The organism is Pseudomonas sp. NyZ480, assembly GCF_029537255.1.
Lineage (GTDB): Bacteria > Pseudomonadota > Gammaproteobacteria > Pseudomonadales > Pseudomonadaceae > Aquipseudomonas > Aquipseudomonas taiwanensis.
On sequence record NZ_CP120626.1, the window covers coordinates 1266691 to 1291856 of the forward strand.

18 protein-coding genes and 2 rRNA genes are annotated in these 25166 nt (G+C 57.5%); 8 read left to right on the forward strand and 12 right to left on the reverse strand.

Features of this window, described 5'->3' with window-relative positions:
- Positions 1-104: 104 nt before the first annotated feature.
- The 7 genes from P3R38_RS05720 to P3R38_RS05750 all read left to right on the forward strand — a co-directional run bounded on the left by P3R38_RS05720 (position 105) and on the right by P3R38_RS05750 (position 9703).
- Positions 105-2996, forward strand: a 23S ribosomal RNA gene (locus P3R38_RS05720).
- A gap of 130 nt (positions 2997-3126) precedes the next feature.
- Positions 3127-3242: ribosomal RNA gene (rrf, locus tag P3R38_RS05725) — 5S ribosomal RNA — on the forward strand.
- Positions 3243-3543: 301 nt separating this feature from the next.
- A complete protein-coding gene (locus P3R38_RS05730) occupies positions 3544-5187 on the forward strand; it encodes an acetolactate synthase large subunit (protein WP_023379102.1) in 1644 nt (547 codons plus the stop codon).
- Positions 5188-5330: 143 nt separating this feature from the next.
- Complete coding sequence (locus P3R38_RS05735; RefSeq protein ID WP_023379103.1) at positions 5331-5885, forward strand: UPF0149 family protein; 555 nt, start codon at positions 5331-5333, stop codon at positions 5883-5885.
- 167 nt (positions 5886-6052) lie between these two features.
- On the forward strand, positions 6053-6682 hold the full coding sequence (locus P3R38_RS05740) for a glutathione S-transferase (RefSeq protein WP_277686895.1): 630 nt from the start codon (positions 6053-6055) through the stop codon (positions 6680-6682).
- Positions 6683-6701: 19 nt separating this feature from the next.
- A complete protein-coding gene (locus P3R38_RS05745; protein ID WP_023379105.1) occupies positions 6702-8717 on the forward strand; it encodes a pyridoxamine 5'-phosphate oxidase family protein in 2016 nt (671 codons plus the stop codon).
- 89 nt (positions 8718-8806) lie between these two features.
- A complete protein-coding gene (locus P3R38_RS05750; protein WP_023379106.1) occupies positions 8807-9703 on the forward strand; it encodes a LysR family transcriptional regulator in 897 nt (298 codons plus the stop codon).
- Positions 9704-9728: 25 nt separating this feature from the next.
- On the opposite strand, the gene P3R38_RS05755 is transcribed toward P3R38_RS05750, so the two are convergent.
- From P3R38_RS05755 to P3R38_RS05810, 12 genes are all read right to left on the reverse strand, one after another.
- A complete protein-coding gene (locus tag P3R38_RS05755; protein ID WP_277686896.1) occupies positions 9729-10598 on the reverse strand; it encodes an aldose 1-epimerase in 870 nt (289 codons plus the stop codon).
- Between the two features lie 24 nt (positions 10599-10622).
- Complete coding sequence (locus P3R38_RS05760; RefSeq protein ID WP_023379108.1) at positions 10623-11546, reverse strand: DMT family transporter; 924 nt, start codon at positions 11544-11546, stop codon at positions 10623-10625.
- 134 nt (positions 11547-11680) lie between these two features.
- Entirely contained in the window at positions 11681-12961 is a 1281-nt protein-coding gene (locus P3R38_RS05765; RefSeq protein ID WP_023379109.1) for a TRAP transporter large permease, read from the reverse strand.
- Positions 12962-13489, reverse strand: coding sequence for a TRAP transporter small permease (locus P3R38_RS05770; RefSeq protein ID WP_023379110.1), 528 nt, complete (start codon positions 13487-13489; stop codon positions 12962-12964).
- A gap of 67 nt (positions 13490-13556) precedes the next feature.
- Positions 13557-14528 carry a TRAP transporter substrate-binding protein gene (locus tag P3R38_RS05775; RefSeq protein WP_023379111.1) on the reverse strand — a complete coding sequence of 324 codons (972 nt, stop codon included), beginning with the start codon at positions 14526-14528 and terminating at the stop codon, positions 13557-13559.
- A gap of 66 nt (positions 14529-14594) precedes the next feature.
- Positions 14595-15473: an SMP-30/gluconolactonase/LRE family protein gene (locus P3R38_RS05780; RefSeq protein WP_023379112.1), complete on the reverse strand. Its 879-nt coding sequence runs from the start codon at positions 15471-15473 to the stop codon at positions 14595-14597.
- Between the two features lie 26 nt (positions 15474-15499).
- Positions 15500-16306, reverse strand: coding sequence for an NAD(P)-dependent oxidoreductase (locus P3R38_RS05785; protein ID WP_023379113.1), 807 nt, complete (start codon positions 16304-16306; stop codon positions 15500-15502).
- A 108-nt stretch (positions 16307-16414) separates the two neighbouring features.
- Positions 16415-17656, reverse strand: a complete 1242-nt coding sequence (locus P3R38_RS05790) for an OprD family porin (RefSeq protein ID WP_277686897.1) — start codon at positions 17654-17656, stop codon at positions 16415-16417.
- A gap of 926 nt (positions 17657-18582) precedes the next feature.
- Positions 18583-20526: a TniQ family protein gene (locus tag P3R38_RS05795; protein ID WP_060489919.1), complete on the reverse strand. Its 1944-nt coding sequence runs from the start codon at positions 20524-20526 to the stop codon at positions 18583-18585.
- Positions 20526-21467, reverse strand: coding sequence for a TniB family NTP-binding protein (locus P3R38_RS05800; RefSeq protein WP_004576814.1), 942 nt, complete (start codon positions 21465-21467; stop codon positions 20526-20528). The genes P3R38_RS05795 and P3R38_RS05800 overlap by 1 nt, the downstream gene beginning before the upstream one ends.
- Positions 21464-23395, reverse strand: a complete 1932-nt coding sequence (locus P3R38_RS05805) for a DDE-type integrase/transposase/recombinase (protein ID WP_277686898.1) — start codon at positions 23393-23395, stop codon at positions 21464-21466. Before P3R38_RS05805 ends, P3R38_RS05800 begins: the two co-directional genes overlap by 4 nt.
- A 4-nt stretch (positions 23396-23399) precedes the next feature.
- Positions 23400-24050, reverse strand: a complete 651-nt coding sequence (locus tag P3R38_RS05810) for a TnsA endonuclease N-terminal domain-containing protein (protein ID WP_060489915.1) — start codon at positions 24048-24050, stop codon at positions 23400-23402.
- Between the two features lie 745 nt (positions 24051-24795).
- Between P3R38_RS05810 and P3R38_RS05815 the strand changes: the two genes are divergently transcribed.
- The gene (locus P3R38_RS05815; protein ID WP_021783293.1) at positions 24796-25122 is read left to right on the forward strand and encodes a hypothetical protein; all 327 of its coding nucleotides are present in this window, start codon (positions 24796-24798) and stop codon (positions 25120-25122) included.
- Positions 25123-25166 lie beyond the last annotated feature (44 nt).

Here is a 25166-nt window from a genome sequence, read left to right on the forward strand (position 1 = left end):
GTCAGGCTAAGGTAAAATTTGTGAGTTCTGCTCTTAATTGAGCAACATGCGAATTTTCGGCGAATGTCGTCTTCACAGTATAACCAGATTGCTTGGGGTTATATGGTCAAGTGAAGAAGCGCATACGGTGGATGCCTTGGCAGTCAGAGGCGATGAAAGACGTGGTAGCCTGCGATAAGCTTTGGGGAGTCGGCAAACAGACTGTGATCCAGAGATCTCTGAATGGGGGAACCCAGCCAGCATAAGCTGGTTATCTTGTACTGAATACATAGGTACAAGAGGCGAACCAGGGGAACTGAAACATCTAAGTACCCTGAGGAAAAGAAATCAACCGAGATTCCCTTAGTAGTGGCGAGCGAACGGGGACCAGCCCTTAAGTTGATTTGAGATTAGTGGAACGCTCTGGAAAGTGCGGCCATAGTGGGTGATAGCCCCGTACACGAAAATCTCTTATCAATGAAATCGAGTAGGACGGAGCACGAGAAACTTTGTCTGAACATGGGGGGACCATCCTCCAAGGCTAAATACTACTGACTGACCGATAGTGAACCAGTACCGTGAGGGAAAGGCGAAAAGAACCCCGGAGAGGGGAGTGAAATAGAACCTGAAACCGTATGCGTACAAGCAGTGGGAGCCTACTTTGTTAGGTGACTGCGTACCTTTTGTATAATGGGTCAGCGACTTATATTCAGTGGCAAGCTTAACCGAATAGGGGAGGCGTAGCGAAAGCGAGTCTTAATAGGGCGTTTAGTCGCTGGGTATAGACCCGAAACCGGGCGATCTATCCATGGGCAGGTTGAAGGTTAGGTAACACTGACTGGAGGACCGAACCGACTACCGTTGAAAAGTTAGCGGATGACCTGTGGATCGGAGTGAAAGGCTAATCAAGCTCGGAGATAGCTGGTTCTCCTCGAAAGCTATTTAGGTAGCGCCTCATGTATCACTCCAGGGGGTAGAGCACTGTTTCGGCTAGGGGGTCATCCCGACTTACCAAACCGATGCAAACTCCGAATACCTGGAAGTGCCGAGCATGGGAGACACACGGCGGGTGCTAACGTCCGTCGTGAAAAGGGAAACAACCCAGACCGTCAGCTAAGGTCCCAAAGTCATGGTTAAGTGGGAAACGATGTGGGAAGGCTTAGACAGCTAGGAGGTTGGCTTAGAAGCAGCCATCCTTTAAAGAAAGCGTAATAGCTCACTAGTCGAGTCGGCCTGCGCGGAAGATGTAACGGGGCTCAAACCATGCACCGAAGCTACGGGTGTCATCTTTGATGACGCGGTAGAGGAGCGTTCTGTAAGCCTGTGAAGGTGAGTTGAGAAGCTTGCTGGAGGTATCAGAAGTGCGAATGCTGACATGAGTAACGACAATGGGAGTGAAAAACTCCCACGCCGAAAGACCAAGGTTTCCTGCGCAACGTTAATCGACGCAGGGTTAGTCGGTCCCTAAGGCGAGGCTGAAAAGCGTAGTCGATGGAAAACAGGTTAATATTCCTGTACTTCCAGTTATTGCGATGGAGGGACGGAGAAGGCTAGGCCAGCTTGGCGTTGGTTGTCCAAGTTTAAGGTGGTAGGCTGAGATCTTAGGCAAATCCGGGATCTTAAGGCCGAGAGCTGATGACGAGTTGCCTTTAGGCGACGAAGTGGTTGATGCCATGCTTCCAAGAAAAGCTCCTAAGCTTCAGATAACTGGGAACCGTACCCCAAACCGACACAGGTGGTCGGGTAGAGAATACCAAGGCGCTTGAGAGAACTCGGGTGAAGGAACTAGGCAAAATGGCACCGTAACTTCGGGAGAAGGTGCGCCGACGAGGGTGAAGGACTTGCTCCGTAAGCCCATGTCGGTCGAAGATACCAGGCCGCTGCGACTGTTTATTAAAAACACAGCACTCTGCAAACACGAAAGTGGACGTATAGGGTGTGACGCCTGCCCGGTGCCGGAAGGTTAATTGATGGGGTTAGCGCAAGCGAAGCTCTTGATCGAAGCCCCGGTAAACGGCGGCCGTAACTATAACGGTCCTAAGGTAGCGAAATTCCTTGTCGGGTAAGTTCCGACCTGCACGAATGGCGTAACGATGGCGGCGCTGTCTCCACCCGAGACTCAGTGAAATTGAAATCGCTGTGAAGATGCAGTGTATCCGCGGCTAGACGGAAAGACCCCGTGAACCTTTACTATAGCTTTGCACTGGACTTTGAATTTGCTTGTGTAGGATAGGTGGGAGGCTTTGAAGTGGGGACGCCAGTTCTCATGGAGCCATTCTTGAAATACCACCCTGGCAACTTTGAGGTTCTAACTCAGGTCCGTTATCCGGATCGAGGACAGTGTATGGTGGGTAGTTTGACTGGGGCGGTCTCCTCCCAAAGAGTAACGGAGGAGTACGAAGGTGCGCTCAGACCGGTCGGAAATCGGTCGCAGAGTATAAAGGCAAAAGCGCGCTTGACTGCGAGACAAACACGTCGAGCAGGTACGAAAGTAGGTCTTAGTGATCCGGTGGTTCTGTATGGAAGGGCCATCGCTCAACGGATAAAAGGTACTCCGGGGATAACAGGCTGATACCGCCCAAGAGTTCATATCGACGGCGGTGTTTGGCACCTCGATGTCGGCTCATCACATCCTGGGGCTGAAGCCGGTCCCAAGGGTATGGCTGTTCGCCATTTAAAGTGGTACGCGAGCTGGGTTTAGAACGTCGTGAGACAGTTCGGTCCCTATCTGCCGTGGACGTTTGAGATTTGAGAGGGGCTGCTCCTAGTACGAGAGGACCGGAGTGGACGAACCTCTGGTGTTCCGGTTGTCACGCCAGTGGCATTGCCGGGTAGCTATGTTCGGAAGAGATAACCGCTGAAAGCATCTAAGCGGGAAACTTGCCTCAAGATGAGATCTCACTGGAACCTTGAGTTCCCTAAAGGGCCGTCGAAGACTACGACGTTGATAGGTTGGGTGTGTAAGCGCTGTGAGGCGTTGAGCTAACCAATACTAATTGCCCGTGAGGCTTGACCATATAACACCCAAGCAATTTGCTGACGCAGATTGCGGTGGTGAAGACGAAACGACCGAAAGTTCGCAAGACCACAAGTTCACATATCCGAATTGGCCAAGAGTGTTTACACGACATTCTGGCAACAGAATTTCTTGACGACCATAGAGCATTGGAACCACCTGATCCCATCCCGAACTCAGTAGTGAAACGATGCATCGCCGATGGTAGTGTGGGGTTTCCCCATGTGAGAGTAGGTCATCGTCAAGATTCATTTCGCAAAACCCCTATCTGCGTGAGCAGGTAGGGGTTTTGTCTTTCTGGCGCATCATCACCCCCCCGGGCCCGTTCGGCGCATAGACCTCCGTCTAATTGCTGTTAGTCCATTATTGCTGTTCATAAATCTCAAGGTGCGACATTATTAACCATCCAGTGACGTGACTTTCCCGCGCCTTGCCTACGTCAAGGCTTAGGTTCGGGGCACTCCTGGCCCCCGGATAGAGCGATGCCAGCGTACCGTGCTGCGCATTTCTGGACTTTCACCGTCCTATCACTTGAGGTTACAAGCAAGATGGCCAAGGCCGCCGATGTCGTTGTGCAATGCCTGGAAAACGAAGGTGTCGAGTATGTGTTCGGCATTCCCGGTGAGGAAAACCTCGACCTGCTGGAATCCCTGCGCAAGTCGAAGATCAAGCTGGTACTGACCCGCCACGAGCAGTCCGCGGGCTTCATGGCCGCCACCTATGGCCGCCTGACCGGCAAGACCGGCGTCAGCCTGTCGACCCTGGGCCCTGGTGCGACCAACCTGGTAACCGCCAGTGCGTACGCCTACCTGGGCGGCATGCCGATGATGATGATTACCGGCCAGAAGCCGATCAAGAAGTCCAAGCAGGGCCGCTTCCAGATCATCGACGTGTGCGGGATGATGGACCCCATCACTAAGTACACCCACCAGTTCGCCTCGGCCGACAACATCCCGGCGCGCATGCGAGAAGCTTTCCGTCTGGCCGAGGAAGAGAAGCCGGGCGCGGTGCACCTGGAACTGCCGGAAGACATCGCCGCCGAGCAGACCGATGCCCTGCCGATCCCGCGCAGCCTGCACCGTCGCCCGCTGGCCGAGCACGTGGCCATTGAAGCTGCCGTGGAGAAACTGCAGAAGGCCCGTAGCCCGATCCTGGTGATCGGCGCCGGCGCCAACCGCAAGATGACCGCCAAGGTCCTCAAGCAATTGATCGACAAGACCGGCATCCCATTCATCACCACCCAGATGGGTAAAGGTGTGGTCGACGAGCGCCACCCACGCTTCCTCGGCAACGCCGCGCTGTCGTCTGGTGACTTCGTTCACCGCGCCATCGAAGCCGCTGACCTGATCATCAACATCGGTCATGACGTCATCGAGAAGCCACCATTCTTCATGGTTCGTGGGGGTACCGAAGTCATCCACATCAGCTTCCGCTCCGCCGAAGTCGATGCCGTGTACTTCCCGCAAGTAGAAGTGATCGGCGACATCGCCAACGCTGTATGGCAGATCAGCGAAGCACTGAATGACACGTCGCACTGGGACTTCACCCGCCTGATGACCATCCGCGAAGCGAACGAATCGCAGATCGCCGAAGGCGCCGACGATAACCGCTTCCCGGTTTACCCGCAGCGCCTGGTCGCCGACATCCGTCGCGTGCTGCCGTCCGAAGGCATCGTTGCCCTGGACAACGGCATCTACAAGATCTGGTTCGCCCGCAACTACAAGGCGCACAAGCCCAACACCGTGCTGCTGGACAACGCCCTGGCGACCATGGGCGCTGGCCTGCCATCGGCCATGGCTTCGCACCTTGTGTACCCAGACCGTCCGGTGATTTCCGTGTGCGGCGACGGCGGCTTCATGATGAACAGCCAGGAGCTGGAAACCGCAGTACGTCTGGGCATGCACATCACCGTGGTGATCCTGCGTGACGACGGCTACGGCATGATCCGCTGGAAGCAGGCCAACATGGGCTTCACCGATTTCGGCCTGGATTATGGCAACCCGGACTTCGTCAAGTACGCCGAAGCCTACGGCGCCACCGGCCACCGCGTGGAAAGCGCCGAAGGCTTGCTGCCGCTGCTCGAGCACTGCATCAAGACCCCGGGTGTACACGTGATCGACTGCCCGGTCGATTACAGCGAGAACGACCGCATCCTCAACAGCGAGCTGCGTGAGCGCGCGCTGGCGGTCTAAGCTGTAACGCCCTCCATCGCCGGCAAGCCGGCTCCTGCCGGTACCCTGTGGTACCGACGGGGGGCGACTTGCCGGCGATTGCTTTTGAAGGGATACCCCATGTGCTAGGGTGCACGCAATTCGACTCCCCAGGACGTCCGCACATGCTTGCCCCGCTCAGCGACAAAGAACTCGCCCGCCTCGAAGACTTTTTGTACACCTACGGCAACGATTACTCGGTGCTGAACCTCGCCGAACTCAACGGCGTCCTCACTGCATTGGCCAGTTCTCCAGTCACGGTCACCCCCGAACAATGGTTGCCTGCCGTCGCCGGCGGCAAGGTGCCGAAATTCAAGAGCTCAGCCCTTGAAGAGGCGTACACCGCGCTGATGCTGCGTTATGCCCATCAGATAGCACAAGCCTTGGCTGACGACCTCGATCACTTCGAGCCATTGTTCGAAGAGCGCGAAGGCGAGCAGGGGCCCGGGGTCGACATGGAAGAGTGGTGCTTTGGCTATATGCGAGGTACCCAGGTCGCCGAATGGAGCGCACTGCCCCCCGAACAGGACCAGTTGCTCAAGGCCATCTCTCTGCATGGTTTGGAAGACGACTTCGAATTGCTCGACTCGATGAGCTTCGATGAGCGGCAGGCCTGCGTTCCAGGTGTCGTCCAGGCCGTGCGCGGACTGTATCGGTATCAGAAGCAGCAACGGCATTGAGGTCACCCATCCTGTCGTCAGCTTGCTGGCGACAGAATCGTGGATGCCGCGCGATTGTTTCGCAGCGCGAAATTATGGTTTCCCCACCACGCTGATTCTGCTGTCAGCCGAATCAGCGCAGCATGTGCTCCACCAGCCCATCCCGGTGCTGACCTGGAGCCATGCCAATGTCTACCCCGATCAAGCTCTACAACTTTCCCAAGTCCGGCCATGCCCACCGCATCGAACTGATGCTGTCCCTGCTCCAGCTCCCCACGGAGCTGGTGTTCGTCGATCTGGCCAAGGGGGCGCATAAGCAACCGGACTTCCTGGCCCTCAACCCCTTCGGCCAGGTGCCTGTGATCGACGACAACGGCACGGTCATTGCCGATTCCAATGCCATCCTGGTGTACTTGGCCAAGGCCTATGGCGGCGAGCGCTGGCTGCCGGACGATCCGATCGGCGCAGCCCGTGTGCAGCGCTGGCTGTCGGTCGCTGCCGGGCCTGTGGCCTTTGGTCCAGCCGCGGCGCGCCTGGTGACGGTATTCGGCGCTTCGTTCAACACCGACGAAGTCATAGGCCGTGCCCACATCCTGCTCAAGGTGGTCGACGCCGAACTGGCCAAGTCGCCATTCCTGGTGGGTGACCACCCGACCATCGCAGACATCGCCAACTACTCTTACATCGCTCATGCCCCCGAGGGCAACGTCTCGCTTGAACCCTACCCGAACGTACGCGCCTGGCTTGCTCGCGTCGAGGCACTGCCGGGCTTCGTGCCGATGCCACGTACGGCCATAGGCCTTCAAACCACCGTCTGAACCTTTGAGGAATGCCGCCATGCAAGAACGCACCGGATCGCCCTGGCACGCAGGTGAAAAGCGACTGCAGGAGCACGTTGGCGTTGCAGAACGCATGGAGGTATTCGGACAGAAGGTCATTCGAGACTACATGCCCGATCAACACCGCGCCTTTTACCAGCAACTGCCGTTCATGGTAATTGGAGCGGTGGACCCACAGGGCAACCCCTGGGCGACACTGCTCGAAGGCGCGGAAGGCTTCGTCAGTTCGCCCGACCCTCGGACATTGCTGATCAGCACGCCACCGGCCAGCGACGATCCAGCAGCGCCAGGCCTGGCCACAGGCGACGCCGTCGGCCTGCTTGGCATCGAACTGCATACCCGTCGACGCAACCGCATGAACGGGCTGATCCGCCAGGCTTCGGCCGAGCAACTGGAGGTGAGCGTCGAGCAGTCGTTCGGCAACTGCCCGCAGTACATCCAGCTGCGCAATTACGTACGCGTCGATGAGCCCGCCCAGCAACGCCGAGACTCGGCCGGGCTGGATGAGACGACCCGTGCCATGATCGAGAACGCCGACACCTTCTTTGTCGCCAGCTTCATCGATCATGAGGATGGGCGTCGCTCAGTGGATGTGTCCCATCGCGGTGGTCGTCCCGGCTTCGTTCGGGTCGAAGGCAATCGCCTGACCGTTCCCGACTACGCCGGCAACCTGCATTTCAACACCCTTGGCAATCTGGTCGAGAACCCGGTGGCGGGCCTGTTGTTCGTCGATTTCACCACGGGCAATGTGTTGCAGGTGTCCGGGCGCGCCGAAGTGATCCTGCAAAGCCCTTTGATCACGGCATTCGAAGGCGCCGAGCGCATCTGGACCCTGGAGGTGACGCATGTGGTGCTGCGGCCAGCGGCGTTGTCGCTACGTTGGGCATTTCAGGAATATGCGCCCACGAGCCTTGCGACTGGCACCTGGACCGAGGCCGAGCAGCGCATGCAACAGGTACAGCGCCAACGGCAATGGTTGAGCTGGCGAGTGGTCCGGATGGAGCAGGAAAGCCGCGACATTCGCTCGTTCTACCTTGCTCCAGGTGAGCCGGTGCCATTCGCGCCAGGGCAACACCTGCCCGTGCGTATCCCGCAGGGGGACGCTGCGCCATTGGTTCGTACCTACAGCTTGTCCTGCGCGCCCTCTGATGGTTTCGTGCGTATCAGTGTCAAAGCCCAGGGCCCGGCTTCCCGCCACCTGCATGAGCGAATCGCCGTCGGCGACCTGCTTGAGGTGCGTCTGCCGATGGGCAACTTTATCTTGAACAGCGAAAGTCAGCGGCCGATCGTGCTGGTTGCGGCAGGTGTGGGGATCACCCCGTTGATCGCCATGTTGCGTGCGCAGCTGGCCAGTCCCATGCCCCGGCGCATTCATCTGTTCCACGGCGCGCGCAGCCTTGCCGACCTGCCTTTCCAGCAGGAACTGGCCGGCTTGCGCCAGCAGGCAGGAGAGCTGCTGAGCGTGCATCGATCCCTGAGCCAGCCGGAGGCAGACGCCGTAGCAGGGCGCGACTACGAACATACCGGCCGCCTTGGCATCGAGCAGATCAAGGCAACGCTGGCGCTGGACGACTATGACTTCTACCTGTGTGGCCCAGCCAGTTTCACCCAGGACATCTACGACGGACTGCGCACGGTGAATGTGCCCGATGGCCGCATCCACGCAGAGGCCTTCGGTCCCTCGACGTTGCGTCGTCACACCGATGGCGATCGACCGGTGCTGCAACAACCGCCGGCAGCCAGTGAGCCGGTGCCGGTGTATTTCGCTGCGTCGGCCAAGGAGGCACGATGGACGCCGGGCGCTGGCAGCTTGCTGGAACTTGCCGAAGCACGAGGCTTGTCGCCTGATTTCAGTTGCCGAGGAGGCTCATGCGGGACCTGCAAGACCCGGCTGGTGAGTGGCCAGGTGCATTACCCGAACCCGCCAGCCGAAATGCCGGAAAGCGGTACGGTGCTGATCTGCTGTGCAGTACCGGCCCAGGCGCAGGAGCGCGGATTGGTTCTGGACCTTTGATACGAAGATGGGCGAACGTTGCAGGCGTTGGCTTGTCGGCGACCGGGCCGGTGCGGACAATACACAACCCACGATACTCAGGAGCCGGCATGGATCAGATTCACCTGATGAAGGTGTTCGTAGCCGTTGGCGAGCTGGAAAGCTTTGCCGCCGCGGCCCGTCATCTGGACATCTCGCCAGCGGCAGTCACCCGGGCTGTCAGTGCCCTGGAAGAACAGCTTGGGGTCAAGCTGTTGCTGCGCACTACCCGCAGCGTACGCCTTACCGAGGCCGGTAGCCGTTACCTGGAGGACACCCGGCACATCCTGGCCAGCATTCACGAAGCCAACGAAGCGGCAGCCGGCATCAACGCCACGCCCAGGGGCGAACTGGCGGTGACGGCGCCGATCCTGTTCGGCAAGAAGTTCGTCATGCCGTGCATCGTCCGCTACTTGCAGCAGTATCCCGAGGTGGATGTATCTGCGTACTTCCTGGACCGAATCGTGAACATGGTGGAGGAGGGCATGGATGTGGCGGTGCGCATCGGGCCACTGCCCGACTCCGGACTCAAGGCCCTGCGCGTCGGCAGGGTGCGCCGGATGCTGTGTGCATCGCCCGACTACCTGGCCCGGCATGGTGTGCCCCTGCACCCGTCGGATCTGCTGGAGCATTCCGTGATCGCCACCACCACCCTGTCGCCGAAGGCCGGCTGGCGTTTCGGCCTGACCGACGAGCCGACCATGGTGCGGATGAAGCCCCGACTGACGGTGACCAGCAACGATGGCGCGATTGCCGCGGCTGTCGGCGGTTTGGGTATCGCGCGGCTGTTGTCGTACCAGGTGGTCGAAGAAGTCGCCAGCGGAAAGTTGCAGGTGATTCTGGCCGAGTACGAAGAGGCGCCCTGGCCCATCCATGTGCTGCACCGCGAGAGCAAGTACGGCTCCTCGAAGGTCAGGACCTTCATCGACATGCTGGCGCAAACATTACGGGCGCAACACCTGGACTGAGACCACATGGCAAGGGAGGCGTCGTCTAAGGCCCTCGGTAGCGCAAGCTGAAACCCAGACTCATCGCTTGCCCTTGCTGCAACAACCGCAACCCCGGCCGCCCCGGCAAGTGATGGGCATTGATCGGATGGCTGACCGGCTCGAAGCAGAAGAACGCCTGTCCCGGCGGGCAGTACAACAGAAAATGCTCGGTGCCACGGGCCCTGCATTCCAAACGATACCCCGCACCCGGCTGCTCGATGATGCAGTCTCCCGTCCATCCACTGAACGCATGATCGACCAGCGTCTCCGGCAGCAGTCCGGGGGCTTCAAAGTTCCAGTCTGGAGGTATTTCAGCCTGATACGACGGCAGCCGATCTGGCTCGGCCAGCCACACATGGCGCGCGGCAGCCTGTATTTGGGTGTCGGGATAGCGCGGGAAGTAGGGGTGCAGCCCCAACCCATACCAGGTAGCGACCTGGTCCAGGTGCGTCACGCGCAAGTCGAGTTTCAGGCACCCTTCGAGCAGATGTACATCCAGTGTCGCCCGGTACGCGAATGGCTGTTCACTGACGAGCGTCAGCCTTGCGTGGTGCTCGCGGTGAAGGTCCACATGCCAGGCCTGTTGCCAGGCGCTGCCATGAATTGGGTAGGGGTCATGGGCGGTGTTGGGGGCCAGCGCCTGCCACCCGTCGGGCCGTGCGAAACCGCCTTCGGCAATCCGGTTGGACCAGGGCGCTAACGGATAGCACGCCAGTTGCCGTGGTGTTCCGCTGGCCAGCGCGGTCGGGTCGGAGTGACGCAGCAGCGCCTGTCCGGTGGACTTGGCCTCCCAGTTGATCAGGCTGGCGCCCAGGTCGGGCGTGAGGCTCAGCCGGGTCAGGCGGTCCTGCAGGTGCAGCTCGGTTACAGCCATCAACGACTCCTTCAAGCGTGGAGATCAGCTTGCCTTGCGGTAGGTCAGCAACACGATCCCGCACACCACCACGGCACCGCCGACCAGTTGCAGCGCGCTTAGGCGCTGGTCGAGCAAGGCCCAGCCCAGCAGCAAGGTAGCGATCGGCTCTACGTTCATCACGGGTGCGTTCTGGGCCATGTTCAGCCGTGGCACACAGACGAACAGTAGGCTGAAGGCCAAGCCGTAAAGCACCACCAGGCTGGCCAGGGCCACCCAGCCGCCGATACTGCCCGGGAGCGACAACCCCGATGGCATCACACCGCTCACACCAGCGACCAGCATGCTGGAGAACACCACCAGCAAGGTCAGCAGGCTGCGTACTGGCCCGCGTACGCCGGCCAGTTTGTGATCGGTGATCCACAAACCGCAGGCGAAGGCGCATGCGGCGCAGAAGGCAAGGCCAACGCCCAGGGCCCAGTGCGGATTGGCATCGCTGCTGTCGGCCATTCGCGCGGGTACGTCCAGTGCCAATACCAGGCCGCATAGAATCAGCCCCATGAACAACACCGTTCGGCCGGTCGGGCGTGGGCCGCCCAGTGCCCAGGTGAGCAGTGCCAGTAACATCGGGAAGGTGTTGCCCACCAGTAACGCCAGGGCCACCGGAATACGTGCCACCGCCGAATACAGGCACAGGCTCTGGGTGGCGATCAGCAAACCGAGCAGCAACTGCCAGCCCCGCGTGCCAGCCGGCAGGCTCAGCCCTTGGCGTTGCCACACCAGCAGGCAGGCCAGTACCAGGAAGGTAATGCCGGAGCGGCAAAGGATTGCCAGCAACACACCGGTGCCGTCATCGAAAGCGATGCGCGCGGCGACGTGGTTGGCGGCGAACGAGCAGGCCAGCAACGCCAGCAGAGCGATCGCCAGCTTGCGGGGAAACAGGGTAGCAGCGCAGGAGGGGAAAGCCATGTGCAGGATCCATTTGCAAAGACGGGCTGTCTTGCGGTTTATCGCCGGCAAGCTGGCTCCTGCAGGTTCCACACTCACCCTGCAGACGCCGACTTACCGGCGATGGGCCACATCGTGGCCCCAAACAAGGCCACCTAAAGCACGACGCTAGGCAGCCACAATGAGATAGCCGGGATGTAAGTCACCGCTATCAGCACCAGGAACAGCGCCAGGTAGAACGGCAGCAACGCCTTCACCGTGGCCTCGATACTGACCTTGCCGATGGCCGACCCTACGAACAGCACGGCCCCCACTGGCGGCGTGATCAGGCCTATGCCTAGGTTCACCAGCATGATCATGCCGAAGTGCACCGGGTCCACACCGATACCCGTGATCACCGGCAGCAGGATCGGGGTGAGGATCAGGATCAGCGGTGCCATGTCCATCACGGTGCCCAACAGCAGCAGCATGAAGTTGATGCACATCAGGATCACATAGCGGTTGTCCGACAGGGTCAGGAACGCGGTGGTGATCTTCGACGGGATCTGCATCAGGGTCATCACGTAGCCGAAGCTGGCCGCGAAGCCGATCAGGATCATCACGATGGAGATGGTGCGTACCGTGCGATGCATCAGCTTGGGCAGGTCGCGCCACTTGTAGTCGCGGTAGATGAACATAGTCACGAAGAACGACCACACCACCGCCACGGCGGCCGATTCGGTTGCGGTGAACACCCCCGACAGGATGCCGCCGAGGATGATCACCATGGCCATCAGGCCCCAGAGCGCCTCACCGGCGATCTTCAGCGCCTGGCGCAGCGGAATCACCTCGCCCTTTGGGTAGTTGCGCTTCTTGGCGAAGATCAGGCACAGGCCCATCATCACTGCGCTCAGCAGCAACCCAGGCATGACGCCGGCCATGAACAGCGAGGCGATCGACACCGTGCCGCCGGCCGCCAGCGAGTACAGCACCGAGTTGTGGCTTGGCGGGGTCAGCAATGCCTGTACCGAGCCACTGACCGTGACGGCGGTGGAGAACTCGCGTGGGTAGCCCTTGCGTTCCATCTCCGGGATCAGCACCGAACCGACCGACGCGGTGTCGGCCACCGATGAGCCGGAGATGGCGCCGAAGAAGGTCGAGGCCGTGATGTTGACCAGTGACAGGCCACCGCGTACGAAGCCCACCAGCACCCCGGCGAAAGCCACCAGCCGGCGTGACATGCCACCCTCGGCCATGATCGCGCCGGCCAGCACGAAGAAGGGAATGGCCAGTAGCGAGAACTTGTTAACCCCGCTGGCGACCTGGATCATCATCGCTTGCAACGGGATGTCGATCCACCACGCACCGATCAGTGCCGCCATGCCTAGCGCGTAGGCCACCGGCATGCCCAGCAGAATCAGCAGGATGAAGCTGCCCAACAGAATGAACGCATCCATTTACACCGCTCCTTCGCTTTCTTCCACCAGGTCGAAGCGCACGACCTTGCGGTTGCTCTGATCGCCCAGCATGAGTTTTTCCAGCACGAAGATCAGGGTCAGCACACCTCCAACCGGGATCGGTGCATAGCTCATGCCTACCCGCACCGCAGGCAGAGAAGCCATGTACTGGTTCCAGGTGGTGATGCACAGCTGGGTGCCGTACCAGGTCATGAAGATGCACACCACGACCATCAGCAGCTGCACCAGTACGGCCACCGAGCGACGGGTTGGTGCGGGCAGACGGTCGGTGACCATTGCTACGGCCATGTGTGCGCCGGCCCGGTAACTGGCGGCGGCACCGACGAAGGTGAACAACACCATCAGCAGAATGGCCACAGGCTCCGGCCAACTGGAACCAGTGCCCAGGACGTAACGGGCGAAGATGCCCCAAGGGATGATCAGCGACATGGCCAGTACCGCCAGGCCCGCGATCCAGATGCAACTGCTGTACAACCTGTCATTCACACGCAGGAAAAGGTTTTTCATTGGCATCACCGAAGCTGCAGGGCGGCGAAAACCGCACTGCAGGGGTCATCTGGGAACGGAGCCGGCGTCACTGGACGTCGGCGATACGCTTCATCAGGTCGGCGTATTGCGCGCCGTACTTCTCGCGCACCGCAGCGGTGGCATCGTAGAACGGCTTCTTGTCGACGGCGATGAACTCGACACCGGCGGCCTTGAGCTTCTCTTCGCTGGCAATGGACTTGGCGTCCCATAGCGCACGCTCTTCCATTTGCGCTTCACGGGCGACCTTCTTGACCAGCGCCTGCTGCTCGGGGGTCAGCTTGTTCCAGGTGGTCTTGGACATCACCACCGGTTCCGGAAGGATCAGATGCCCGGTCAGGGTGTAGTACTTGGCGTTCTGGAAATGGTTGTGCTCAAGCAGGGTCGGCGGGTTGTTCTCGGCCCCGTCGATGACGCCCGTCTGCAAGGCGCTGAAGATTTCGCCGGTGTCCATCGCGATGCCATTGCCGCCCATGGCGTTCATCATATCGATGAACACCGGGTTGCCTTGCACGCGAATCTTCATGCCCTTGAGATCGTCGATGCTGCGCACCGGGTGCTTGGTGTAGAGGTTACGGGTCCCGCCGTCCATCCAGGCCAGGGCCACCAGGTTGAATTCGGAGTTGGTGATCTTGTCGAGAATCTCCTGGCCGATTTCGCCGTCGATGACTTTGCGCATGTGGTCGTGGTCGCGGAATACGAATGGCATGTTGAACACGTTCACGTCAGGCACTACCGGGCCGACGATCCCCAAGCTCACGCGGGTCATTTGCACGGCACCGATCTGTGCTTGCTCGATGACTTCCTTCTCGGAGCCCAGCACGCCGCCGGCGAACATCTTGAAGGTGATATCTCCATTGCTGGCCGCTTCGAGTTTCTTGCCCATGTTCTGTTCGGCGACCACGGTCGGGTAGCCGGCGGGGTGAATCTCGGCGAACTTGATGTCCAGCGCCGAAGCGGTGGAGGACAGGGTGAAAGTGAACGGGAGTACGGCAAGAAGCAGCTTGCGTTTGAACGTCATGATGAAACTCCGTGTTTTTTATTATCTGGTTTCGTACGTGTCGGTGTAGGTGCGGCAGGTGGCGGTTCAGCCCCGGTAGGCAGGTTCCTCCAGGCCTTGGACGCCAGGGTTCAAGGCAAACACTCCCCCAGCCAATGGCTGGTCGGAGAGGTCGATGCCCGGCGGGCGAATCGACGTGACGAACAGGGTGTCGAGGTGGGCGCCCCCGAAGGCGCACATCGCCGGTTTTTTCACCGGCACGCTCAATGAGCGGTCGAGACGGCCGTCAGGGCTGAAACGGTGGATCTGGCCGGCGTCGTTACCGCAGATCCAATAGCAGCCGTCTGCGTCGACAGCGGCGCCGTCGGGCCGACCGGGGTAGGCGCGCATGTCGACGAACAGACGCTGGTTGTGTGGGGTGCCGCTGTCGATGTCGTAGTCGAAGGCCCAGATCTTCTGCACGTTGGGGTGCGAGTCGGATAAGTACATGCGTGTGCCATCGGGGCTGAATGCCAGGCCGTTGGGCACGATCATGTCCTTGAGATGCACGTGCATCTGGCCTTCGCCATCATGGCGGTACAGGGCGCCGACATGGGCGCCTTGCTGCATGTCCATGAGCATGGTGCCGGCCCAGAAGCGGCCTTGGCGGTCGCAACGGCCATCGTTGAAGCGCATGCCTGCCTGGGCATGTTCGACGGCGCTCAGCAGGCGGCTGTCGAGGGTACCGTCCGACCTGCTTCGAAGCTGGAAGATGCCGGTCTGCATGCCAGCGATCCAACCCTGCTCGCCACGGGCGATGCAGGCGAGCATTTCCTCGCCTTGCCAGACGTCGTGGCTGCCGTCTCCCTGCCAGCGATGCAGCTGGCGGGCGGGAATGTCGACCCAGTACAGGGCTTGTTCGAGGGGGTGCCACACGGGGCTTTCGCCGGTGCCGTTGCGGGCGTCGACGATCAGTTCGCAGTTCATGGCCGTACCTCCTGGCGCGCCGTGGATCAGTTGAACGGTCCGGCCACGGTGAACGCACCGCCCTGGTAGACCATGCTTGGATCATCGGCGGCGGGCGCCGGCTCGGCTTCAACGGCTTCGCGAAAGACCTCGGAGGTATCCTTGGGCGCATAGCCCAGATGCGCGGCATGACGGTTGTCCCACCACACCGTGCGGTTGTTCGAAGCGCCATAGACGACGGTATGGCCGACGTCGGGAGTGGACAGGCCGCGCGCTATCAACTGGACCAGATCGTCGTAACTGAGCCAGGTGCAGAGCATCCGGCGGTTCTGCGGCTGCGGGAAGGACGAGCCGATACGAATGCTCACCGTTTCGATGCCATAACGGTCGAAGTAGAAGCTGGCGACGTCCTCGCCATAGCATTTGGATAGCCCATAGTAGCTGTCGGGGCGGCGCGGGGAGAGAGCGTCGATGCGCTCGTCCTGACGGTAGAACCCTATGGTGTGGTTTGAGCTGGCGAAGACGATGCGCTTGACCCCGTGCTTGCGCGCCGCTTCGTAGATATGGAATACCCCGCAGATGTTGGGGCCGAGGATGTCCTCGAAAGAATGTTCGGTGGACACGCCGCCGAAGTGGATGATCGCATCCACGCCTTCGACCAGCGCATGAACGGCGGCCTTGTCGGCCAGATCGCAGGTCACCACTTCTTCATGGGGGCCCGCGGGGGGAGCCATTGGCTCGATGTCGGAAAGGCGCAGGACCTCGGCGTAGCCTTGCAGGCGTTCGCGAAGGACCTTGCCCAGGCCGCCTGCCGCTCCGGTGAGCAGCAGGCGATTGAGGGGAGTAGGGGTCATGGCCGGCTCTTGTTGTTAGTTGTTGTAAGTTGTCGTATGACTTTGTTGATTATCGGTAGTGGTTTCCGCGGTTGTCAATGCTGCTGTGCGGCCCCCACTGCAATTGCGTCAAAGGAGCGACAATGGGTAGTTGAAGATCAACCGGTTCTCATCGAACTCGTTGTTGCTGTAGTCACGACGAATGCTTGAGTTACGCCATTTCACGCTCAAGTCCTTCAGAACCCCGCTCTGAATCACATACGCCAGTTCCGTCTCCCGTACCCATTCCTTGCCATCGGTCACGGCCCCGCTGTGCACGTCGCGCCCGCTGATGTACCGGTTCATCAAGGTCAAGCCAGGCACCCCGACGGTGACGAAGTTGAAGTCATGACGCAGCTGCCACGACCGCTCGTTGGCGTTATCGAAGCTGGAGTTGTAGCTGTCGTTGGCCAAGGTTCCGCCGCTGGTGCCATTGACCCGCATCCAGGTGTCGCCATCGACCTTCTGCAGACCGGCCCAGAAGGTGTTGCCGCCATATTTGGCCGACAGCATCGCCGAGTAGGTATCGTTGTCCAGTTTCCCGGCGCGTTCTGAGCCGTCCTCGCCGCCGTGGAAGTAACCCAGGTTGGCGCCTAGGGTCCAGTTGCCCACCGGCTGGCTGTGGCTCAGCTGCAGGTACTGCTGCTCGTAAACGTCCTTCAGCACCGCGTTCCACAGCCCTACCAGCGTACGGTCTTGGTTGAACTTGTATTCGCCACCGACGAAGTTGAAGCGGTCCGACACCCCGCCGCCGTAGCTCATGTCCTCCATGCTCGCATCGTTGCGCGGGCTGTTGCCACGGAACTGGCCACCATAGAGTGTCAGCCCGGCGATTTCATTGGAGGTTACCTGGCCACCACGGAAGGTTTGCGGCAGCGAGCGGCCATCGTCCGAACGCAGAATAGGCAGTACTGGCATCCATTCACCGATCTTCAGTTCGGTCTTCGAGATACGCGCCTTGCCCGCCACTGCCAGACGCCCGAAATCATCTGCCGGCCGTCCGTCGTCATGGCGCGGCAGCAGTGCGGTGCCGTAGGTGCCGCCACCGCCATCGAGCTTCACTGACCACAGCCCCAGCACATCCACACCGAACCCTATTGGCCCTTCGGTGAACCCGGAGCGTGCGTCGAGGATGAAGCTCTGGGTCCATTCCTCGGCCTTGCTTTGCGGGTTGCTGGGGTTGGTGAAGTTGCGATTGATGTAGAAGTTGCGCAGGCCCAGGGTGGCCTTGGCGTCCTCAACGAAGCCTTCGGCCAGGCTGATACCGGGCAGGCTGGCCAGCAGGCCGGCGCCAAACAGGGCGAAGGGGAGGGTTCTTTGGCAGATTTTCATTGTTGTTGTGCTCCACAAAAGGGTGCGGCAGCCCGTCCACCGCACGCGCGCGAGCGGCCTACGGGGGGGGGGAAGATATGCAGGTGCGACGATGCCGGGGCGCTAGGTGCCCGTGGCCTGAGTACAGGGGAGGTATGAAATGCGAGGGTGGGGTGCAATGGGTGTCGACATGGGATCGTCCACAGATTGTTGTTTTTGTTATGTGTTGTCGTACAACTATGGCGATTATTAGCAAGCACGGACGGGTGTGTCAACGCTTCGCGATGGCCGTATTGCTGGGGATTTCGCTCTGATTTCGAGTGCCTGTGCGAGCAATGGCTCTAGCACGCTAATCCGATGACATCCTACGACTAAAGTGTGGTTTATCCATCACCCACCCACTTTCGGGTCCGGGTCGAGCTAGCGGGTGTAATGCCCGTCGAAGAAGCGCCCGGTCATCCGACCGAGTTCGTGGGCGCAAAAGCACACTTAGGATTCGAACCCGAGTGCCTGGAGGGGACGGTTGTGACGGGTGAAGAGGAGGGCTGGTGGAGATCAGTCTTGGCTGGCCTCCGGGCTCTCCATGGTTTGGAGCAGACGGGGCGCATGTGCCAAAGGCCTGCGAACGCTAGTTTCGTTAGGGCTGGGTGTCGGGAGCTATGGGGAGTTGGGTTTAAACAATCAGAAGCTCGCCAGAAAACAAGTGCGGAAGAGCGTTTCTCCAATTCGATAAAAAGGCTGCCCGAAGGCAGCCTTTGGCGCTCATTCTCATTGGACTGAGAAATGTCACTAAGGAAAATCAAGGGCTGGCGAGGAGTTTATCGCTTGGAGCGAAATTCAATTTCCACTATTGTGTGAAATTTAGCGATTTTTTATCACTTATTTGTGAAATGACTATTATCAAGGGAAAGTATGCCCCGGCATCGTCGGATGGCTCGGCGTCTGACCTACGATTTTAACCTGTTTACTTCGTTGCGATGTAGTAGGCGGACAGTCGGGACATATCCTGGCTCCCCTGGCGATATTGGATTGATTTTTCCCATTCTCACAAGGTTGGTCGAATATCCGATGGGGCCGTCGAGCATCTCATCTGCCTCGCAGAGGCTAACGAACGATAGGCGGTGTTCTTTCAGTTGCGTTAGTCGGTTTTGGGGTATAAAGACCTTGGCACCCAAGCGCAGGTGCTCTACGAAACCGCTTTGGACAAAACGCCGAGAGAAGGTTTGCGGTGACATTGATAGTTCTCTTGCACAGCTTTTTAGCGTAAGCATTCTTTCCAGCAGGGCTTTGGTGTTGAGGACCGAACTCATCGTGAATCTCCGTTTTGCTCCCTGCACACGCGTGAGATGGCCGAGGTCGTGTAGGTGCTTAAGATCATGCAGGGACACTTGCAGCATACGCGCGGCGACAGCACTGACGCATGAATCGTCTGGCTCAGGGGCGCCGCAGCTAGCAGAGGCTCTTTTTCTGCCAGACTTCGATTTATAACGAACCAAGCCTTGGAGCGTTAGGAGTAGCTCCTGACCAAGATCCGTGCGCCGATAGATGGTTACTAGGCCACCGTCGATCAAAGGGCCTGATACTGGCTGCACTCCGAGGTGAAGCAGCTTGGCAGAGAGCGTGGTGCGAGGAAGTGCCAGCTCATCGGCAAGCTGACCGATGAATATGAAATCGGTCGAAAATTGAGCAACAGATGCCGCATTGATCAAAATTTTACCACGTGGACCTTTCTTTAGATGGGGCTGTATAAACCCATTGGAGAGCGCATTGCGTGCCGCCTCAGGATATACTCCGAGCCGGACTGCGGCCTCCTCAATAGTGATGAGGTCGTTGTGGTCGTCACTATGAAGAGCCTCTGGAACACTGAATACGGTATTTGGTGCGTGCTGCTGTGCTTCCAACAATTTGCACAGGTTGATCGCAGAATAGATCCAACGTACTCCTTGTTGCTTCTTTCGCTGAACCAGATTGCGTGACAGCAGTGACTTGAGATTTTTGGTAGATACATTCAAAGCCTTCAGCAGTTCATCTTGATAAAGCTGTAGCTCTGAACAACGGCATGAACCAATGTGCTCGTTCTTGGGGACTTCGGAAATGAGCAAGCGAGAGATTTGATTTCTGATCCATACGTCAGTAGCGGTCATCCAAGGCGCCATGAGTGCTCGAACCGGCAAACAGGGGTACTTTTTGCTTGCGAGAGCGAGCACCTCATTGAATGTTTGCTCATCGCAGTTGGCGACGCGTGCCGCCATTTCGAGAATCATCAAGCGCTGGGGGTGTGCTTCATAGCGAAGTGCCCGCAGTGCAAACATAAAACGGTCCAGTGCATCCTGGTCCCCTCTTCTGAAGAAGTCCAGAACCAGATGGGAGGCTTGAGACTGAGAGGCTGCGGTAGGACTAATGCAGAGATCGAAGCCGCAGCGGCAGTGGTTACCCACCAACTGGGTCCATTGAATCGGCTTCTGGCAGTTAGGGCAGGCGAACTCGTATCGACATTCATGGTAGGGGCAGGTATCCAGCCAGATGAGGTCTTGAATCGCGCGATGACCAACGTTCCGAAGGCATTCTGGGCAGAAACAGTAGGCTTCGGCACGGATCGATGCCGCTGGGACTAGCAGTCCCATCACTTCCACCGGACTTTCGCTTGTGGGGCCTCTCTGGGTATAAAAGCTTCGTCGGAATTGCCCCCCATTGAGAGCGGTGTTTTTGCTGAGTTCAGTGACTAGTTTCGAGTGTCGCATTTGCCATGCAAAGGGTTGTCGAGACTCCTTGGAGCCCATGGCTCTGGCCATTGCAGTGACTGAGCCGAACCCATTGGCCAGCGCGGTACGGATCAGGACATTGCGTGGACTTTCTTCGTCAGATCCATGAGCGAGGAAAAAAAGCTTCATTAACTCATCCTCCCGGCGATGATTCGGTCGAGCGACGCCGGGGGCAAACGGAAGGGATTATTGGGGCATTTGGCGGTTGGGATGAACGACAGGTCCACCGCTTTTGCGAGATCTTCATGGGTAAAGCATCCATCGTCCCGTAGGAGAGCGGCTTTAAGGGCATCGCTGAGCAGTTGCCTAATCCCATTCATGTTTCCGCCGCTGGCCAGGTACATTGCCTTTAGGTGTTGATCCGCGCAGATGTTCATACAGCTTGTGAACTCGCCAACCTCTTTCAGGGTGTTTCCCAGTGCACGGAGGGTTTTGCTGAATACCGATTTTGGATCTAGCGTCGAATAGGTAAATTCGGTCATTTGGTGACGATAAGGATAGCGTCGAGAAAGTTGCGGGTGGGCATTGATGATCTCCTCGCAACGTGGTATGCCAACAATAGCTATAGGGACGAGGGTTTCGTTCAAAAGAGTGCGAACCCAGTCGCAGACCTGCTCCCTTGATTTTTCAGCACCTTTTCTGAGCAGATTATCGAATTCGTCAAGGACTATCAGTTGTGTTTGGCAAGTTTCTAGCAAAACAACAAGACGGTTAAAAAGTGTCGAGTTATTACCTGAGGTATTGGTGGATCCCAGCTTTTCAAGCATGCTAACAGTCAGCGTTTTTATGGTTGCTCCAGCATTGAGCGAACAGTAGAATGCCGGCACAATCTCTCTGGTTCCATGCTCATCGGTAACGACGCTTCTTGCACCGAAACGGCTCATCGCAACCTTGCAAACAGTAGACTTCCCTGTACCAGGCTCTCCAACGATGAGCGCAGAGGCTGGCTCACCGCGCACCTGAGTGGTTTCTACGCTACGATAAATGCAATCAAGCGCTTGGGTGTACTCAGGGTGGCTGACAATGCACTCTGCGAACTGCGATAGTTTGTCGGTAATAGTTTTGGTCATGGTTTCTTCCTGGGTAGTTGAATGGTTTGATAGTCGTCTTCCTCGGAGTCATCGACTTCGTTACCTCGGATGTCTTGTTTGATAAGGGCATTGTCAGTTTCCTGGGGCTCTAGCTCGTGATCATGGTCTGGAGGGAATTCGTGGGTAATATCAAGAGAGCGCTGTTGGATTAGCGCGTCTTGCAATTGCTGACGTTTGCGTCGTTCGCTCCGTGTTTTTCCGTTGCTGATTTCTGTGTGAATTCTGAGCAGGGCTTTTCTTGCGTCAGTTTCGTCATACGCTTTTTTCTCAGCCTTGAGTTTTTCTTGCACAAGTTCGTGCTCGTACATCGATAGGCCATATTGATAATCAGTGACTGCGTCAGCTGTGTAGAAAACGTGGCTTCCCGGTGCATGTACATAGGCAGTGCCGAGGTCAGAGCGGTCATACAAAACCTCTACAGATTGGCCCGCTCCAACCACCTCTGCGAGGTGTGAGAGGCCGGGTCCGGTCCAGGCCAAATTTTTATGTCTAACTCGTCCTTTGTTAATTGTGCAGCGGAAGCTTGCCATGCACAGAAAAGAAACGTTTTCCGGCGAGAAGACCTTTGGTGGGTTAATCGGATCGATGCTTTGCTTCCACATCTCTAGCGTTGGAAGGCTGCGCTGACCGTGTCTTCGCTTGTGATAATAATTGTGTACCCAATCTTCAAAAATATCCCGCAGTTTTGCCAACGTGAACGTTGCTTCGGTTGTGGAGTTGTAATCACCTTTTTCTGCTGGGTTTGATTTTGTTGTTCCCTCTAGGCAATGAATTAGCTGTTTGTTGAGCGTCTTGAAAAATGACTCAATAAACGGCTTTTGATCAGGTTGTCCTCGTGCGCAAAACCTTATTTGGAAGCCAAGTCGTTGGGCAGTTGCTAGAAGGGAGGCGTTGTAGAATTCGGAACCGTTGTCAACGACCAACTCCTCAGTTAGTCCGGCTGGAGAGCCATCCTCTCGTTCAGTCAGTGCATGGCGCAATGCGCTAGCGGTCTTCTCGTAGCAGGGCGGTGTCATCGACAACGACCAACCAATTAGTGCTCCCGAGTAGGTATCTATGAGCATAGTCAGATAGGGTCTACCAATATTCAGGCCAAAGTCGTCGACCAGCTCAACATCTAGTTCTTGCGTATCGGCCTCAACTCTTGCGAGTAGGCGGCGTGAACAGTGAATGCTAGTGCCAAACTTATGTTTATTGGCAGCTGCTTTTTTCCCCAGGCGTGCGCAATCGGCCACATATGTGGGAATAGCATTCACTGCGCGGTAAAACGTCGCTGTGGAAGGAATGTCTAGATCCGTCGTTCGGTCTTCATTCAAAACCTCGATATGGCCTCTCATGAGTTGGTAGACGCAGGAGGCTGGTAGCCGGGTTGGCGTCAAATAGTAATTTTTTATGTAGTCTTGCATAATGTCGAGGGCCTCTGGTTCGAGCCTCTTAGCGCGCTGGCATTTACTCTGCGGTGCCTTTAGTAGCGCAAAAATATTCTGACCGCTCTCTACGTAGCGTTTCATCAGATTGTATATTTTTGTGTATTTTGGCGGCTTTGGGTCGCCGCGTTCTGATGCTAGATTCTGCAACTCAGCGAGAGTGCTCTCACGTGGCAGTGAACCATGAAATTTTTCGTGTAGCTTGCGAATGTAGTAAGCGATATTGTCCAGTTTGAGTTGTTCAGAAGCATCGAGATGGATCATTCTTAGTGCTTCAGTTTCATTCAAAATGGCACTGCGAGCAGGGACCAGTTGTCCCTGTTGTAGGCGCTTATCAATTTCACTGTCAAGGAGGTTTATCACTCCCTTGTGGTTGACGCCTCGTAGCTGAAAGTAGCCATTGTAAAAGCTAACTACTTCCATCAGTTCACCATTGAACAGGTAGCGAGCGCCCAGGCGCACTTCATGACGCTTTTCCATGCCCTTATCTCCAGTCAACTCGGCTGTCTTGGGTGAGGGGCTTACTCCAGTCGAGATGCAGGTCCTGATTGAAAATCGCCGCAGCTATCGCGCCAGGGGAAGGTGGCGAAGGCAGGTCCAGTAGCTCGCGAATGCGCAACGGCGGAGTCAGGGCGCCAAGTCGGTCACGCAGGTAGTCGAGTTCCAGTGGCGAAACGGCCCGTGACTGGTTATAGGCCTGGATCAGGTTGTTCAAGAGTGGCTGGCGGCGTATTTGTCGCTCTGTCAGCAGTTCGAAGTCAGCGCCTCGGGATTCGACGAGCTGCTTGGCTGCTTGGTAGAGGGCAAGGGACTTCGGTTTTTGAAAGACGTTGTCGGGTTTTACCTCAACAAAGCGGATGGGCCTATCTGCGTACTGAACGACGAAATCTGGCACGTAGGTGTGAGCCTTGCCCTCTACCAGCACGTGCAGCCGCTCGGGTTGTTCTCGGTAGGCTATGACATTCCGATCCTGTTCCCAGTGAAAGCAGGCGTCTGCTTCCAGCCGTGTTTCACAGATAATCAGCGAGCCATTCTTTCGAGAGGGAAAGACCGTGGTTTGTTTCCCATATTTGCTGCGCCCAATCAATCTTTCGGGCGAGGGGAGGCCACCGCCAGAACTGCGGATTTTTTTCATGATGTATACCCTATTGGTAGCGTTACTTAGGCTGGTACTAAGGCATCAGCTTGTCAAACGGCTGTCAGATAGATGGTCATAACATCATGGTTCGGTCCTGGTCGGTTCGTTTGCTAGATTGACTGGTTGATGAGAAAATCGGATTAATCAAGGGGTTGAAAAGTTATATCTATATTTTCCTATTATTATTTTATAGAAATCACGGAGCATTGCCTGACGAGTGGCTAGGCGCCATGTCTAGTGGAACTCGGTAAGCTTACAGGTCAAGTAAGTTTTTCCTGCCGAAACGACAGGGGGTAGCAGAAAGCTGAAAGCTCGCTGATCAGCGATTGAGGAAGGGTAATAAGTATTGCAAGGGGAGGGAAAGTGCTTTCATTCTTGCTTCGTGCATTGATTAGATGCCGCCAGAGTATAACAAGGCTTGCCATGAAAGTCAATAGCTGGCTTCGCGTTAGAGTAGATCGACTTTTCGCCAAGGAGGGGGCTAAGGATCGCCCCATGCGGCGTAGGGCGGCCTATTTAGACGGTGACGCTGGCTGTGTCGAGCGGCTCAAGCCAGTTCAAGACTGTTTCCGCCAAGGCTAACCATGCGGAGGTCGCCGGAGTGGTCGTGGACTTGGCTAATCGGTGAGTGGCCATTGAACTTGAACTAATAGTCCTATGGGCCTCAAAAGTTGACAAGGACTTTCGGTATACTAAATTTCCAGTGCTGACCAAGGGCAAATTCTTCCCAAGGTAAATCAATATGTTGATGCCGCGTCAAAATATTGTCCTCCTTTTGTTCTGCTCCGATATTCGTAAGCTGACGATTCGGGATCCTGAAATTTTGCTGGTTCAGCCCCATGATCTCCCCGATTTTCCAGAGCGCGGGGTGGAGCTGATTTCGTTCAGGTATAGACGTGAAGTGGTGCAACTGAGTTTGCAGTTGACGCTGTTGTTAGGGACCTGTGTGCGGATTTATCCCATTGGCGAATGCACCAAGGGTAAGCTGAAGAGAAAGTTATCCTCCGCCCAGGGATTATATCGGGTGCTGACATTGTGGCACCTGGATCAGAACTCTACTCGTCATTAATAGCTAGATCGTAAAGCTAGATTTTTCGTAAACCTACCAAGTTT